This window comes from Phycisphaeraceae bacterium, assembly GCA_020851465.1.
Lineage (GTDB): Bacteria > Planctomycetota > Phycisphaerae > Phycisphaerales > Phycisphaeraceae > JADZCR01.
In genome coordinates this window covers 72,258-87,757 of sequence record JADZCR010000017.1, presented here as the reverse complement: position 1 = coordinate 87,757, position 15,500 = coordinate 72,258, and the positions used below count along the sequence as shown (strand labels likewise).

The 15,500-nt window shown below is 56.6% G+C and carries 14 protein-coding genes; 5 read left to right on the top strand and 9 right to left on the bottom strand.

Annotated elements, in window-relative coordinates; all coding sequences use genetic code 11:
• Positions 1-13: 13 nt before the first annotated feature.
• The gene (locus IT444_13070; protein MCC7193700.1) at positions 14-2,089 is read right to left on the bottom strand and encodes a hypothetical protein; all 2,076 of its coding nucleotides are present in this window, start codon (positions 2,087-2,089) and stop codon (positions 14-16) included.
• Positions 2,090-2,369: 280 nt separating this feature from the next.
• Positions 2,370-3,323, bottom strand: a complete 954-nt coding sequence (gene mdh, locus IT444_13065; GenBank protein ID MCC7193699.1) for a malate dehydrogenase — start codon at positions 3,321-3,323, stop codon at positions 2,370-2,372.
• Positions 3,324-3,523: 200 nt separating this feature from the next.
• On the opposite strand from mdh, the gene IT444_13060 reads away from it, so the two are divergent.
• Together IT444_13060 and IT444_13055 are read left to right on the top strand one after the other, a co-directional pair.
• Positions 3,524-4,495, top strand: a complete 972-nt coding sequence (locus IT444_13060; GenBank protein ID MCC7193698.1) for a hypothetical protein — start codon at positions 3,524-3,526, stop codon at positions 4,493-4,495.
• 173 nt (positions 4,496-4,668) lie between these two features.
• Positions 4,669-5,343, top strand: coding sequence for a hypothetical protein (locus IT444_13055; protein ID MCC7193697.1), 675 nt, complete (start codon positions 4,669-4,671; stop codon positions 5,341-5,343).
• A gap of 51 nt (positions 5,344-5,394) precedes the next feature.
• On the opposite strand, the gene nusB is transcribed toward IT444_13055, so the two are convergent.
• Together nusB and IT444_13045 are read right to left on the bottom strand one after the other, a co-directional pair.
• Complete coding sequence (nusB, locus tag IT444_13050; GenBank protein MCC7193696.1) at positions 5,395-5,889, bottom strand: transcription antitermination factor NusB; 495 nt, start codon at positions 5,887-5,889, stop codon at positions 5,395-5,397.
• An 8-nt stretch (positions 5,890-5,897) separates the two neighbouring features.
• The gene (locus IT444_13045) at positions 5,898-6,362 is read right to left on the bottom strand and encodes a 6,7-dimethyl-8-ribityllumazine synthase (protein ID MCC7193695.1); all 465 of its coding nucleotides are present in this window, start codon (positions 6,360-6,362) and stop codon (positions 5,898-5,900) included.
• A 161-nt stretch (positions 6,363-6,523) separates the two neighbouring features.
• On the opposite strand from IT444_13045, the gene ftsY reads away from it, so the two are divergent.
• Together ftsY and IT444_13035 are read left to right on the top strand one after the other, a co-directional pair.
• Positions 6,524-7,456, top strand: a complete 933-nt coding sequence (gene ftsY / locus IT444_13040) for a signal recognition particle-docking protein FtsY (GenBank protein MCC7193694.1) — start codon at positions 6,524-6,526, stop codon at positions 7,454-7,456.
• A gap of 244 nt (positions 7,457-7,700) precedes the next feature.
• Positions 7,701-9,617: a S8 family serine peptidase gene (locus tag IT444_13035; GenBank protein ID MCC7193693.1), complete on the top strand. Its 1,917-nt coding sequence runs from the start codon at positions 7,701-7,703 to the stop codon at positions 9,615-9,617.
• A gap of 110 nt (positions 9,618-9,727) precedes the next feature.
• Here IT444_13035 and rpiB read toward each other — a convergent pair whose 3' ends face one another.
• The 4 genes from rpiB to IT444_13015 all read right to left on the bottom strand — a co-directional run bounded on the left by rpiB (position 9,728) and on the right by IT444_13015 (position 13,705).
• Positions 9,728-10,177 carry a ribose 5-phosphate isomerase B gene (gene rpiB, locus IT444_13030; protein MCC7193692.1) on the bottom strand — a complete coding sequence of 150 codons (450 nt, stop codon included), beginning with the start codon at positions 10,175-10,177 and terminating at the stop codon, positions 9,728-9,730.
• Positions 10,178-10,342: 165 nt separating this feature from the next.
• Positions 10,343-10,741 carry a tetratricopeptide repeat protein gene (locus IT444_13025; protein MCC7193691.1) on the bottom strand — a complete coding sequence of 133 codons (399 nt, stop codon included), beginning with the start codon at positions 10,739-10,741 and terminating at the stop codon, positions 10,343-10,345.
• 133 nt (positions 10,742-10,874) lie between these two features.
• Positions 10,875-11,243 (bottom strand): hypothetical protein, encoded by a 369-nt coding sequence (locus tag IT444_13020; GenBank protein ID MCC7193690.1) that lies wholly within the window; start codon positions 11,241-11,243, stop codon positions 10,875-10,877.
• Positions 11,244-11,359: 116 nt separating this feature from the next.
• Positions 11,360-13,705 (bottom strand): hypothetical protein, encoded by a 2,346-nt coding sequence (locus tag IT444_13015; GenBank protein MCC7193689.1) that lies wholly within the window; start codon positions 13,703-13,705, stop codon positions 11,360-11,362.
• A 181-nt stretch (positions 13,706-13,886) separates the two neighbouring features.
• Between IT444_13015 and IT444_13010 the strand changes: the two genes are divergently transcribed.
• On the top strand, positions 13,887-14,624 hold the full coding sequence (locus IT444_13010; GenBank protein ID MCC7193688.1) for a phytanoyl-CoA dioxygenase family protein: 738 nt from the start codon (positions 13,887-13,889) through the stop codon (positions 14,622-14,624).
• A gap of 49 nt (positions 14,625-14,673) precedes the next feature.
• Here the strand turns inward: IT444_13010 and IT444_13005 are convergent, their stop codons facing one another.
• Positions 14,674-15,483, bottom strand: a complete 810-nt coding sequence (locus IT444_13005) for a class I SAM-dependent methyltransferase (protein MCC7193687.1) — start codon at positions 15,481-15,483, stop codon at positions 14,674-14,676.
• Between the last annotated feature and the right edge of the window lie 17 nt (positions 15,484-15,500).

Genomic DNA, 15,500 nt, shown 5'->3' with positions numbered 1-15,500 from the left:
ACAGTCCGCCGGCTTAGTCCGTGGTGGTCGGGCTGAATCCGCCCGCGGCCTGAATCTCTGCGATCGTCTTTTTCAGATCCAGCACCGCCAGCAGGCTCATCGCAGTCACTGACGAAGGCGTGTCGTTGTCCCAGAGCGAGACGCGCGTTGCACCGATTGCCTCACTGGGGAACTGCACGTAATAGGCATTCGGCGTGTCGTACATCAACTGCGCAAGAAAACGAGCACCCAGGCCGCAGGTCAGCAGCCATGACAAGCGATCCGCTGGCTTTACGATTGCCGGATCGCGCATGGCCGACGCGAGGAAACTCACCACCAGAGAGCTGCGCCAATCAGGGTTTGGCGCACCGACAGGCGGCCAGCCGTTAAGCTCGAAGCCCCCCACCACATCCGATGGCCCCATGTCAGGCGGGTCCACGATCTGCCTTTCACGGAGAGCTGCCATGAGTTTTTTGATTTTTTCCTGTCGCTGCGTTGTCTGCTTGGCATCACCTGCTGCCGGGCCGGGAATGGCATCCAAAAGTGTGCCGCTGTTTTCTGTCCGCATCATCCAGGGCAAAGCTGCGATGATTCGATCGGCGGAAAACTCGCGCCATTGCATGAGTCGGGCGGTTTGCACTTTTCTGCCGAGCTCGACATCGCGGGTCTGCTCATACAGCCGCGCCAGTGCTGACACGATCAATGCCTGTGCCGATGCCGTATCGGTTCCTTTTTTCACTCCCCCTGCGGGTTCTTTACCCGTTGAATCTCCTGTTGTGAAGGAACCCTCCGCATTCCAGTGACGCAGCAAACTGTTGGCGAGCGAGTCACGCTGCACCTTGCGTTCATTCAACATCGGCGAGTCGATCATGGTCAGAAGCAGCAACGCCTGCGGCACACCCTTGAGTTGTGTCATGGATGCCAGCAGTATTTCAGTGTTGCGCTTCACGACCGCTTCAGCCTGGGTGCGGACTTTTTCCGGCAGACTGGCTTTGTCTGACTGCCTAAGCCATTGGGAAAGGACGTAGGCTGTTAATGCCAGGTCTTCGGTAGCGCGTTCATTCTGCTCCGCATTGGGAAGAGGCAGCTTCTCCACGAATCGACCGGAAAGATTGTCAGCCATGCGCAACGCCATCGCGTCGAGAGTGGCCTCATCAAGACTCGTCAACGGCAGTAACACGTTGCCGCGCACCAGCCGCGTGACCGCTGAGTCCGGCGAAGGACGCACTACGTGAATAATCTCGAAACGCCAGAACGACGGCCCCTTTGGTCGGCCAAGTTTCCGCACATCGTTCATATCCAGTCGTGCCTGGATGAGCAGGCGGAGTACCTGATTATTCGGGGACATGTTGTATGCCAGAGCCGTACCGGGCCATATCCACGAATCGCGCGGCGACGCCGGTGCGTTTCCCGCATCAGTCCAGAGACGCAGGCCGTGAAAATCAGGAACGAACTGCTCATAAATCGCGGCATCCTTCGCATCGGCTGGCAGGCGAATCGGTTCGAGTCGCAGGCCCACCTGAAGCTCCGCCACGAGGCGTATTGTCGGATCAGCCAGCAGATACCGAGCGGGATCCCGCCGGGGTTTGTTATCTGCATCGGGTTGAGTAGATGGCTGGGCCTCAGGCCGCGCCAGTGCGCGACGACGAAGATCCTGTAACGTGGATTCACTGGCTTCGAGCGCGAGTTGTGTCGCATGTGCCGCGAGGGCCTTGAGATTCACGACTGCATTCTCAGCCGTCGGATCGTCAGGATACGCCTCACCGCTGCCGAGAACTTTTCCGTTCCATCGGAGCGTAACCTTGACGCCGGAAAGTCCGGTCACCTCAATGGGTTTGTCCTCTGCACCGCCAGTACGTCGAGCAGCAATCCACGACTCGATTTGTCGGTGTACTTCGATCGCATGTGACCAGTCCACACGCGGCGCGTCGATCTTGATTTCCTTATCCGATGCGGCTGAAGATCCGGCTGGCTGAGCCGAGACAAGAGAAACAATCGAGATACAGACGCTGATCCAGACCCAGATACCCAAACAGACCGAACGGCGTGAGTAATTCCGTGGGCGGATACTCGACCGAGAGCCTGCGTACATGTTGTCCGCGCTGGACATGCGGAAACTGCCCGTGTTGCGTGGCGGCAACATCCGGCTTGGACGACCGGCCGAGTTGCTCGTACACGACATCATGCGTAACCCCAGCCTTTTCAGGATATTACCGCAATCATCGTCATGCCGTTACGAACCCTGGCACTGGCATTGAAAGAGAAAGGCATCTATCAAGGAAGTTGCGATGCTTGCTCTTTTCAATCTCAGCGACAATCAGAAGAAGATCCTCCTGCTCGTGATCCTCACCTTTGCCGCGCTGTGCTGAGCCGGATAGACCTCGCTCACTTTACTTCAAATCCGGATACAGCTTCGTCACAACCGCTACCAGTTCTTTCACATGGCTGACCGAGGTATCGAGGAGTTGTTTCTCACCCGGTTCGAGCTTTAGCTCGATGATTTTCTCTACGCCATCCTTGCCTAATGTGCAGGGCACACCGACAAAGAATCCGCCCACGCCGTACTCCTTATCGCAGTAAGCGGCACTGGGGATGATGCGCTTCTTGTCTTTGACAATGGCCTCGACCATTTGGATGACACCGCTGGCCGGCGCGTAATAGGCACTGGTGCCGAGGAGTTTGACGATTTCGCCCCCGCCGACCTTCGCCCGCTCGACGCAGGCTGTGATTTTTTCTTCTGAGAGGAGCATCGAGACCGGGATGCCATGCACGCTGGTGAAGCGAGGCAGAGGAACCATGTCGTCGCCGTGCCCGCCCATCAATAGAGCACTGACATCCTCGACGCTGCATCCGATTTCCCACGCGATGAATGTACGGTAGCGGGCCACGTCCAGCGCGCCTGCCTGGCCGACGATGCGACTCGTCGGGAAACCGGTCACTTTCCACGCGGTGTAAACCATCGCGTCGAGGGGATTCGAAACGACGATGACCACAGAGTTGGGCGCGTACTTTTTGATGTTTTCGGAAACATTGCGGACGATCTTGACGTTGGTATCAATGAGATCGTCACGGCTCATGCCGGGCTTGCGCGGCAGACCGGCGGTAACGACAACCACATCGCTGTCTTTGATGTCCTCGTAGTTGCTGGTGCCGGTAATGCGAGCGTCGAACCGCTCGATGGGGGCACACTCCGCCAGATCGAGCATCTTGCCTTTGATGGCATTTTCGGCCTGGGGGATGTCGAGGACGACGATATCTCCGAGTTCCTTGGCTGCAGCCCAGAGAGCGCAGGAGGAGCCGACATTACCGCCGCCGATGATGGTGATCTTGGGACGCCTTGGCATAAGTGAATTCCTTCTTTTATTGCCTGGATTGAAAACAGGTGGGTCGGACCAGACATGATAGGGAAACGGCTGGCTCGCTCAAGCGCGGGGAATCGCCGCGATCCGTAATTCAGAGAAAATGGGTGTCCGTTCCGATGCTGCCATCGGATATGTCGGAATGCGGATCGACAAACATCGGCTGTCCATCGACAATAAAGCGCATGGACTCAAAATATAGTTGGCAACAGATCACAATGAATGCCGCGTTTGCTCCTCGCGATGGCGCAGGCGCGCTGACCTACAAAAATAAAATGTGGCTCATCGGCGGGTGGAATCCCGGCGACAAAACCCACTTCCCAAGCATCTGCTCCAACGATGTCTGGTGCTCTGCCAACGGCAAGGAGTGGACCTGCGTCAAACCCAATACCTTCGGCACGCCAAAGTTTGACCCTCACAAAGATTGGGAAGGCAGGCATACCGCAGGGTATGTCATCCATCAGGATCGCATGTGGATTGTCGGCGGAGACGGTAATCAGGGACACTATCACAACGATGTGTGGAGTTCCGATGACGGCGTCAACTGGCGCCGTGAAAGCGGCGATGCCGGTGTACCCTGGCATCCACGCTGCCTGCACTACACAGTCGCTTTCAAAAAAAATCTCTGGATCATCGGCGGACAAACGCTTCCACAGTTCGCGCCGGCTGAGCAGTTCTATTACGACGACATCTGGATTTCTGAAAACGGCAAGGACTGGAAAAAAATCCAGCCGCAAGATAAACGCTGGCCGCAACGCGGAATGATCGGCGGCACAGCCGTCTTCAAAGATCGCATCTGGCTCCTCGGCGGCGGCACCTACGACACCCCTACCATCCCCAGCCGTAATTTATTCAACGATGTCTGGTCCAGCGACGACGGCTTCCACTGGACCTGTCACACCCCAAAAGCAGCGTGGGAACCGCGTGAATATCACGATGTGGCGGTTTTCGACGATCGACTCTGGGTGCTTGAGGGTTGGAATCACGGCAATCGCAACGACGTGTGGCACTCAACAGATGGCGTGAACTGGAAAGAAGTACCCGACACGCCCTGGGCGGTGCGGCATGCGGCGAGCGTCTTTGTCCACGACGGCGCACTATGGATGGTCGCAGGAAACAACATGCAAAGCGACGTGTGGAAACTGGTGAAAGATTGAGGCGCGTTCAGGACAGGATGAAGCGCCCGCAAACTGCGCATTCCAGAAAGCTCCACTCGGCCCTCAGCGGAAGTCCTGCCATCCGGAAGACGTGACCTACGCCCGATAACGGTTGACACTGGCGTTTTCGGTGCATGCGGGCCGATGTTACTCCTCCCAAGACGGAGTGAGTAATGCGTCATCCGCCGACCCCGCGACCTGTCGAAACATCTGATCGACTTTTCAAGCGTCCACGGCCGGTGGCGGTTACTTCCGCGCCGCTGGAGGCATGTGAGGCAGGCCCGTCCGGGCTGTCACACCTGGCGTCGAACACGCCGATACATCGCGTCGATTACCTGTCAGGGCTCTCAGGGCTGCTCCAACTTGAGGCGGATGTCTCGCGTGATGGGCTGCCCGCATCCGGCCTGCCGGTGTGGTCCATCATTGATGACACCGATCTACCTGAAGCACGGATCATCGACTGCCTTCCCAGTCGCGCCCGGCGTGTCACCCCGACATCGCCGCGATTTAACCCGGCAGAAAATCTCAGTGAGGAGTTGCGACTGCTCATCCACCGTCTCCGCCGCGATGCGATCTCGCTGGCGGCGGTTGCTACGCGGCTGCGCGGTTGGGCAGCCTGCCAGACCGACGTGGAGCAGATCGCCCTATCGCATACGGGGAGAACTTACGTCGTCGCCATTGGTCTGGAAACGTACGACTACCCGCGCCACCGGGAAATTGATCGCGTGATGGATCTGGCGCGGATCCGCTTCAGAGGCCGCCCTCTCGCAGTGATTACCCTCTGTCCGAATCAGCGTCGCTCGCCGCATTTAATCGGCAAGGGATGCTACCGCATCTGGCCGGCATAAATCGCAGGTAATCGGACCTGAATCTCACCCTGGCCGCCTATGCGGAAACGCTTACGCATCGGGCTTGGCGTCGTCTTTCAATGCATCGTCGAGCCACGCATCACCGGTGGCGGAATCACTCGATGACGAACCTGCTGAAGTGGATGGAGTGGTCCGCTTGATGACCTTGTCAAGCACGCCATTGATGAAGGTCGGGCTTTGCTCGGAGCCGAATGCTTTGGCCAGCTCGACCGCTTCATTGATCGCCACCTTCGGCGGGGTGACTCCTGCTGTGATCTCGTAGTAAGCCAACCGCAGAATCGCGCGATCGACCGGCGGCTGACGATGCGTCGGCCACTTGGGTGCCAACTCCTGCATCAATGAATCACCCTGCTCGTGACATGCCCATGCGGCTTCGGCGATGGTGAATGCTTCGTTATTGACTTCCGCGGGATCAGGTCCATCCGCCAATCCCTCACGGATCGCCTCACGGTCATTCAAACCGCGCACGTCCATCTGGTAAAGGATCTGCATTGCGGCTCGGCGGATATCGCGGCGTTTGGCCATGGGAAGGTTCAGAGCTTCTTCCAGACGTTCGCCATTTCCAGCGCGGCGAACATCGCCTTGGAACCATGGTTGCCTTGTTTGGATCCACAGCGTTCAATCGCCTGTTCCATGTTTTCAGCCGTAATCACGCCGAAAATCGTAGGTACGCCGGTCTGGAGTCCGACCTGCGCGATTCCCCGCGCCGCTTCACCTGCGACAAAATCGTAATGATCCGTCGCGCCGCGTATCACGCAGCCCAGACAGATGACTGCTGCATATTTTCGTGTCTGCGCCAGCTTCAATGCGGTAATCGGCAGCTCAAACGCACCGGGAACGTACACGATGGTCAAGGCATCAGGATTGCCATCAAGACGGGTGTAGGTGTCCACTGCGCCATCGACAAGTTGCCTGGTCATGAAGTCATTGAACCGGCTGACAACAATGGCGATCTGAGCACCGCGTGCAAGCCAATCGCCTTCAATCTGGTGAGACATAAGCACACTCTTGAAACGAATTACAGCCCGCCATCGCGGATTGAACATCTTACCGCGCCGCGGGATTCATCGCATGATGTCGGCAGCGAGAATCCTTGCCTCGGTGATTTCAGGTCCGTTGCTTCCCGGATCGGGAGGACACGTTAGAATCCTTCGCCTTCATGGGTCTGTTTCGTTCCATCTTCGAGAAGGTCAAGGCTGGCCTCACCAAGACCACGCAGGCGCTTTCGCTGCGCACCATCCTCAGCGGCAAGAAGCTATCCGCTGACCTACTCGATCAGGTCGAGCGTCGGCTGGTCCAGGCGGATGTGGGGATCAAGACGGCTATCGAGTTGCGTAAAGACCTCCAGGCTGCGTGGGAGCGAGGCGAAATCGAATCAGGCGATCAGGCACTCGAACACCTCAAGAGCCAGCTCAACGCCTACTGGCCGGCTGAGGATCGGCGACTGCGCTTTGCCCCTGCGACGGACGGCAAAGCGACGCCGACCGTCATTCTCGTCGCGGGCATCAACGGATCAGGAAAGACCACCAGCATCGCCAAGATCGCCAAGAGTCTGCGGGATGAAAAAAAAACCGTGCTGCTTGCGGCGTGCGACACTTTTCGTGCTGCGGCGGTTGAGCAACTCGAAATCTGGTCCAAGCGTCTGGGTGTGGACGTCATTAAGGGCAAGCAAGGCGGCGATCCGGCAGCAGTGGCATTTGACGCAGCGGAGGCGGCAGTTTCCCGCGGCGTGGATGTGCTGATCGTCGATACGGCCGGCCGCCTGCATACACAGGAAAACCTGATGCGCCAGCTCACCAAAATCAAAAGCGTGCTAGGCAAAAAAATACCGGGTGCGCCGCATGAGGTGATCCTCGTGCTTGATGCCACGACCGGACAAAATGCCATCAATCAGGCAAAAATTTTCACCGAAGCCTCCGACGTGACGGGAATCTTTCTTTCAAAACTTGACGGCACTGCCCGTGGCGGGATCGTCGTTGCCATCCGCGAAAACCTCAACATTCCCGTGAAATTCATCGGTGTCGGGGAAACACCCGACGACGTGGAACCCTTTGATCCGGCGAAGTTTGTCGATGCCATGTTCGCTGCGTGATCACGCACAACTGCTAACCGGCCTCATTTTCTAAGATTTCAACCTCTTCGCGTATCTGATAAACGCGATTATTTTTTCGGTTACCTCAAAAAAAATCTCTTGATCTCAAATACGAGACCTCGATATCCTTGTTTCTTATCAGGGATATGTTTGTCTCATTTCGCGCCTGAGTCCCAAAATATCGAAGTTTCCGGGGTAATAGCAGCAATGCGCTTTTTCACGTCAACACAAAGGAGGAACAGTCATGTCCAAATCAAAGGGAAAAAAAATCATGTTTGCAGCACATCGGTTGTCACTGATGCTGGCCACAGGTGTCTGCCTGGTGGCGACGGGACAAGCTTGGGGACTAGACAAGATGGTGGATGCGGTCAACGCGAAGCCGTCCGATCTCGCTGAGACCGGGCTGGGGGTGGTGACCGGCGCGGGCGTGACCGTTGGCGTCATCGAGGCGGGACAAAACGTGCCAAATATGGCCAACCTGTTTCTCGCCCCCGTTGGCTATCTCGCCATCCCGCAAGGCGCCCGCCCGGCTGATTCCATCGGCAACCATGCAACCAATGTCACCGGTGTGGTCGTCAGCCAGGGGCCGACGTTTGTCGGCATCGCACCCGGAGCGGGAATTGAGGCAGCAGGTATCGGCATCAGCAGTGAGTTCATACTGAATAGTCAGGACGCGATCGACACAGCCGTTGGATCAGCAACGCCAATCGTCAATATGAGTCTTGGATTTGCACAGGCACTGGGAACTAACAACGGATCCTTGATAGGTTCGTTGTGGATGGACTGGGCAGCCCGTTCCGCACCGCTGGCGACCATCGAAGATGTACTTTTTATCGTAGCTGGAAATGAAACCGGCAACGAATATGGCTCACCCTCTGACGCATTCAACAACATCAACGTCGGCGCTACAGGAAGGCGCGTCGGTGGGAAACTGGTTTACGACCAAGGGGCCTCCTACAACAAGTCAAACACGACTTCCGACGTCAGTCCCATCACCAATCTCGGCAGGCAAAAAACAGATATCGTCGCGCCGGGTGGAGACCCCGGCCCTCTTGGGGCAGCTGGCACATTCAATGCTGTGCCCGCCGGGGTGAATCAATTTGTCACGACGGGTGGCGGCGTGTGGGAATATGCTGGCACCAACGCGGGGAATCCGATCTTCGACAAAGATGACTTCAATGGCGGAGGCCTCACTGATGATGCCATGCTCGCCATAGACGACACGGCCCCTGTAATTCCCGGACCTCCGTTCCCCGTCACCAATCCCGGTGCCAATCTTGGCGGTGGTGACACGCTTCGTCCCAACACAATTGCCGGAACCAGCTTTGCCGCACCTCTCGTTGCTGGCGCGGCCGCCCTGCTCTACGAAGGCGGCACCACGCTGGGTATGTCCACCGATCACAAAGTCCTCAAAGCGGTCCTGCTCAACGGTGCAGACAAAAATGCGCCTACCGGTGCTCCCCTGACTGACCAGAACAACGCTGTCTGGGGGCGTGCTCTTAACGCCGGCACATTTACAAAAGTCGATCCCCTCACGGTGACTGGACCTACTGTGGATATTCAAGTCGGTCTCGACCCGCTCCTGGGTACGGGCCAGATGGACGTCAAAAAATCAGCCATGAATTACGCTGCGGGTGAACAGGGACCGGGACTGGTTCGCCCGGTAGGTTGGGATATCGCCACCTTGGGTTCCAATGTCATTAACCATTACTCCCTTGATAACGTCATGGGCTTGTTCACCGCGACGCTCACCTGGGATCGATTCGTGACACTCAATGAAGTCGTGGGCGCTCCCGATGGACTTTGGAATACCGAAGACACCAACACAAACGGAATCCTTGATGCCGGCGAAGATCTCAACGCCAACCTGATTCTCGACGCCGACACTTTCAATGCCACTGCGTTGCGCGATCTCGATCTGGAACTCTGGGATATGGGCACCATGACCCGTGTCAGTCTCTCCACGAGTGACATCGATAACGTGGAACACATCTATGTACCCAACCTGCCGCTGGGTAACTACCGTCTGGATGTGTTGAATCGCTCGAATGCCACGGAAACGTACGGCTTGGCGTGGTTCATACCTGAGCCTGCTTCCGCTGCGTTGCTGGCACTGGGAACCATAGCAACCCTGAGTCGCCGAATCCGCAGAGGTCTTTGAGCAACATTAACACGCAAAGGGAAAAATCCGCGTACCAAGATTGGTGCTAAACCGGCAGCAGTTGTTTTTGCTTAACTCGACAGCGTTACGGAGCGATTGACAGGTGATGCTCAGCCGCGTGCTTCGATTGCAAGAACCTTGGCCAGCCGTCGTCGGTGACGTTCCTCTCCGCTGAATGTTGCGCCGACGAATGCGCGGATCAGTTGCTCCGCCAGTGCGATGCCGACAATGCGAGCGCCGAGGCAGAGCACATTCATGTCGTCGTGCTCGACACCCTGGGCAGCGCTATAGGTGTCGTGACACAGACCGGCACGAACGCCTTTGAGTTTGTTGGCCGCCACGCATGCCCCGACGCCGCTACCGCAGATGACGATGCCGCGCTGCGCTTCGCCGTTTTGCACTGCGCGGGCAACCGCCTCGGCAAAGTCGGGGTAGTCATCCTTCGGATCGTCGATCATTGCCCCCTTGTCGATCACCTGGTGGCCAAGAGAACGCAGAAGGTCAGTCGTGCTTTTCTTGAGCGGGAACCCGCCATGGTCGCATCCGATCGCAATTTTCATAACGATCAATCCGGGAGTGAACCGCAAGTGTAGAGAAAAGCAGCAATCTTGCTCAACACTTTCCATGTCCCTCAAAAAACTCAGGACAGGACAAACCCTCCACGACACAGCGTGGCATCGCTTGCTAGCTGGATTGTCCGAGGATCAGGCAACCCTCTGCATCTTTTACTGAGCGCCGGTGCCTGTGATAAAGTCGATGCGTTTCTTAGCCTGATTGATGCGAGAACTCTCGTCGTTCGGATTTTTTTCGATGTATTCCTTGTACGCGGCCAGTGCTTCTGCGGGCTTTTTTGCATCTTCCAGCGTTTTGCCAATGCGATAGCGAGCCTCTGCTGCACGCGGGCTGTCCGGGTTTCTCTGCACCGCCTCACGGTAGGTGTCTGCGGCAGCCTGATACTGGTTACTCGCAAAATATTGGTCACCTTTGAGATACAGATCATCCGGAGCGGGTGTGCCCGCGGCTGGCGCGTTGGAAGTGGTCGTCTGTTTGGGCCAGACTCCTCCGTAATAAAGTCCTGCCGCAATCGCCGCCAAGACCACGATAAGAATCAACAATTTGCTCATAAGCCTGCTCCGATAGAAATAGAGATGATCAGAACAACGAAGAGTTTACCACGCGAGCCCGCAACGCTGAAGATGAATTTTTAATTTCCCGTGTCTGATGACAGCAATCGAGTGGAAAATCAAAACAGCATTATCAGATTCCCATAGTCTTTCGTACCAGTGCCAGCGTAGCGGGTTCGTACGCCTTGGCTTTTCCGAAGCCTTTCACCGCGCCGACCTTTTCCGCTTGTGCCTGAGCATCAGGGAGATTAGAGATCAGCATTTTGACACCCGCACTTTTTTTCATTGACTCGATCAGTTCTATCCCGCTCGAATAATCGAATCGCCCTTCCAGCACGCGGTTTACCAGCAGCAGCGCATCGGATGTCGCTTCTTTCTTCAGCGTCGCAGTGTCATTGATACGCAGGGCTGGCACACCTTTCAGGCTACTAAGAGCATCCTGCAGCATTGGACCGTCTTTACCACAATGACCGACGATAAGAATTTTTTTAAGCTGACTCATTCGTACTGCTCAACCTGTGCTTCATCGATTTTAGGCAGGCTCGTTGAGTTTTTGTCCCAAACAAGCCATGTCCTCGATCGAATCCTCCTTCGGAAATCTTTTTCGTCATACGGCGATTACCACACCAGCACGCACTTATCATCATCGATCATGCCAAACTCGTCAGCCAGCTTGAGGAAGTAAATGAAGTGTCGGTACCCCATCGCAATAAACCCCTGTGTCTGGTTGAGTGGCTGCGGACAGCCAGCCATGATGAGCCGTAAACCATTACGTCCCAGTTCCACGTATTTCTTATCGCCGGTGAGGTAATACCACCGCATCAGCGTGCCCAGGTCAGCCCACTTGATCGGCCAGTTTCGGAAGTGGAGATAACCCCAATGCCGCGGGTCGCTGAGTTGTTCGACATACGGACCCGATGCCTTCTTCCACAGATCGAGCACTGTCGCATCGCCGGTGACGTCGTACATGGCCCAGATACCGTTGAAGGTCATCAGAGCCATATAACTGCTGAAGATGCCTGAACCCAGCGGATATTCCCACATGATCTGGCCGTGGCGTCGGTGGGATTCGAGGAGGTCCTTAACAATCAGCATGCCTGCATCGCGGTATTTTTCTTCGCCGGTGACTTCGTAGAGTGCCGCGAGTGAAAGCATGGGCCATGCCGACTCCCGACCGCTGGCGGTCAGTGCCGACTTGTGCGGCCCGGTGATCCACCAGATGAGGTTGTCACCGATGCGTTTGCTGATGCGCAGGGCTTCGTTGTCACCGGTGGCGAGGTACCAGTACAGAAGACCCTGACACCATTGATGGCTGGTGTAACACTCGCCATTGGTGTGGCCGGTCGAGTGCGGACAATCTGCGCCATCGCGTCCCGGATCGGTCGAAAAGTCGATGTAATCGATGTCCATGAGATGCCGCGCAACGGCACGCGATTGGCTGTGATATGGCCGACCAGTGCGCCATGCGTCGGTCATCAGGCAAAAGAGATAATCCTCTTCGTTGTTGATGAACTGTTTGACGCCGAACTCCGGGCATCGTCCGCGTGCGCCGATCTCATCGCCATAGTCGCGCCAACCGCTGGCCTTGGGCCAGTCATACGCCCACTGTGCCGCCAACAATGTGTCGATCTTCGACTCAAGCATCGGATACTTGTTGAGCTGTTGCGGCAAGGTCAGGTGGATGTCGGCAAACTCCGCCTGTCGGTAGATCTCCGCAGGTACACCTACGACACCCGGATAGCTCACGTGAGTTGAGTCGTGGACCAGTTCGCGCATCGGCAGCGCATCGTCATGAAAATTAATCAGAAAATCCCGAGTCTTACCCATGCCCTCGTTGAGGTGCATCGGACCTGAAGGCTTGGGTTTGGCTTCCGGCGGCTGTCCGGGGATATCGCAAAGCACGTCGTAGTAAAAATCGATCTCGAAACGATTGCGATCGCTGCCCAGGTGCATCGGTCCTTCATACGTCGGCGCAGGCATCGCCCAGGAAAAGAGCATTCCGCCGACGCCCGGTTCGTGCAGGTCGATCAGCGCATCACACGAGCCGTACCGACTTAATTCCAGCTCCGATTTAATCGAATAGCAGACATCGTTCATATCTTCGCGCAGACTTGGCCCGTGACGCAGATGCGTTTCATACACCCCTGTGTCGAGGTCCACATTTTCAGGTACTTCAACGGCAGCGTAGATCGTCATCTGTCCGCGCTGATTGTGCATCAGGCGACGAATCGCTTTGTCGCTGACAGCCAGACCGCCGGAGATTCCCCACCGCAGTACATCGCGTCCCTGACGTCCCGGCTCACGGTTGCGGATCGTGTGTGACAGGTGGACCTGTGACCCGCCTGCGACAAAGGTGATGCGGGCCTTGTAGTTCATAAATCGCTGCATCGGATTGCGAAAATCTCCCTCGATCAGCACCACCGCACGGTGAAGCCCCTGTTCCTCGACCGTGATGCGGTACTCGCCCTGAGATGCGCGGTAAATCTGGCCGGCTGTGTCGAGAACCGTAGCATCGGATTCCTGTCCGCCGATCCAATCGCGGCCGGCAAAGTGAATTTCCTCAGCCAGTGAAAACCGACCCTTGGAAAAAACCCAGCGCAGCGGACCGGTGTCGATCGAAATCGACTTGCTGTCTTCCTTGACCTTGATCACGGACTGAATCGGTGCTTTGGGGAGTTCTCCCAGACGGCGTGCGAGCTTGAAATTAAGTTGAGTGCGCGGCGCGATCGTGGCAGCGGAATAGTCCATCAACGCAAAACATGCGGAGCCATCCTTCCACTTAGATAACACGCGCCATTGCGCCTGCACATCTCTGCCTTCCTGATCGAGCAGGACCAACTCCTTCGCAGGATCACGCACGGCGCCGCGAGGCAGCGGGACACTCACACGCAGCGGCATGCCGTGGATGGGAAACTCCCACGGATTGCTGAGACTGAACGGAATATCGAGTTTGACATCGGGCATGGCGGGATCCTTCGGAGGTTAAGGATCAAAAGTGTCGTCATGATGCGGGCTGGCCGCAAGCTTAACCCCCTGGCCGAATCTATTGACGCTCAAAAACATCTGCCTTATGAATAACCTGCACGGGGTGTAACATACCCATCGGGGTTGCACGGATCCGTTTTTTCTCTACTAGAATCACGATATGAGCATGATTACCGACGAGCAGGTCCGTCAGTTTCACGAACAGGGATTTTTTATCACCGAGCCGATGTGGAGTGCAGCGGAGCTGCGCGATGTCATCGGCGAGTTTCATCGATTACACAATCAAGCCATCACACAGGCGGAGGCGACAGGCGATCAGAAACTCATTGAGATGACTCGGTTACGACCATTCATCGGCGCAGCGCACAGCAAGAGCGAATTGCTGACGAAATTCATCAAGAGTCCGATCTACCTTGAGGCCTGCGCGAAGTTTGTCGGCCCTGATGCAAATCTTTATTACAACCAGGTGGTAATGAAGGCTCCTGAAAAAGGCCGTAGCTTTGCCTGGCATCAGGACTCCGGCTACGTGGTGACTGACCCGGTGGAATACATCACCTGCTGGACTGCGATCGGCCCAGCCACTCTCGATAACGGCTGCGTCTGGGTCATTCCCGGCTCGCATCGTCTTGGTCTGCTGCCTCATGAGCGGGATGAAGTCACAGGCGAGAAGATACCCAAGGGCATCGACGACTCCGCTGCGATTCCCGTCGAAGTGCCGGCGGGTACGGTGGTGATTTTCAGCTCCCTGACGCTGCACCGAAGCGGTGCCAACACCTCAAGAGAATTCCGCTACGCCTATGTGCCGCAGTACCACACCCCCCGCATGGTCCGTGCTGACACACGCACGCCCTGGGGCGATCAGTACCCGGTGCTGCGCGGCGGGAAAAAAGTCGAGTAGAAACAAACAACCAATCCAATAGCAAAGCCAACCGATCAGCGGCGGAGACTTACGACATCTTTTTTGCACGCAGTGCGAGAAACATCGGTATTTCCCGTCGAGCTGTGTTTTCTGCCACAGCTCGAGGTCCGCTGTCGCTGATCTTGTGACTGACCCATTCTTCCATGGCGTCGATCACGAACCCTGTACGGGTGAGTGCTTTGACATAGGCTTCAATCGGCCGGTGATATGTCCACGTATGCTGAGTCGGTGCGCTGCCGGGGTGAGTGATGATCGGCTCTTTGCGTGGAAGGAGATACCGATCAACCCGTCGGTACTGCACACCGCGTTGTACGTCCCATCCCCAGGAGCTTTGCTTGGGAATACGGAAAGCCGGATGCATCATGGCGATGACCAACTGACCTCCGGGTACCAGCAGCCGGAAGATGCCTTCAAATACAGGGGCAATCGGGTCCATGTCCTGTATCGCCAGCACGCACACTGCCGCGTCAAATGTCCTGCCCGACAGTTCGCGTACGGATGCAAGCTCCCGCGCATCACCACTGAAATATTCGATAGCCGGGTCGCTGCGTTTGCGTGCCAGGTGGAGTAATGCAGCCGCGGCATCTACGCCGACAGCTTTGATTCCCTGTTCATGCAGCAGCCGGCAGAAGACGCCCTGACCGCAGGCCACATCAAGCACGCGCTGAGTTTTCCGAGCTCCCAGCAATCGCAGCACACCGGGATGGACAACTTCGCGCTGATATTCGCTGCCTGCCTCTCCCACAAGATTGTCATACCAATCTGCGATGTTTCCCCAATTAGACGGCTGGCGTTGGCGTTTGGCGATCGGAGGGCGACGGTCGGAACGCGGTTTCATAGATTGAAGATTACCAC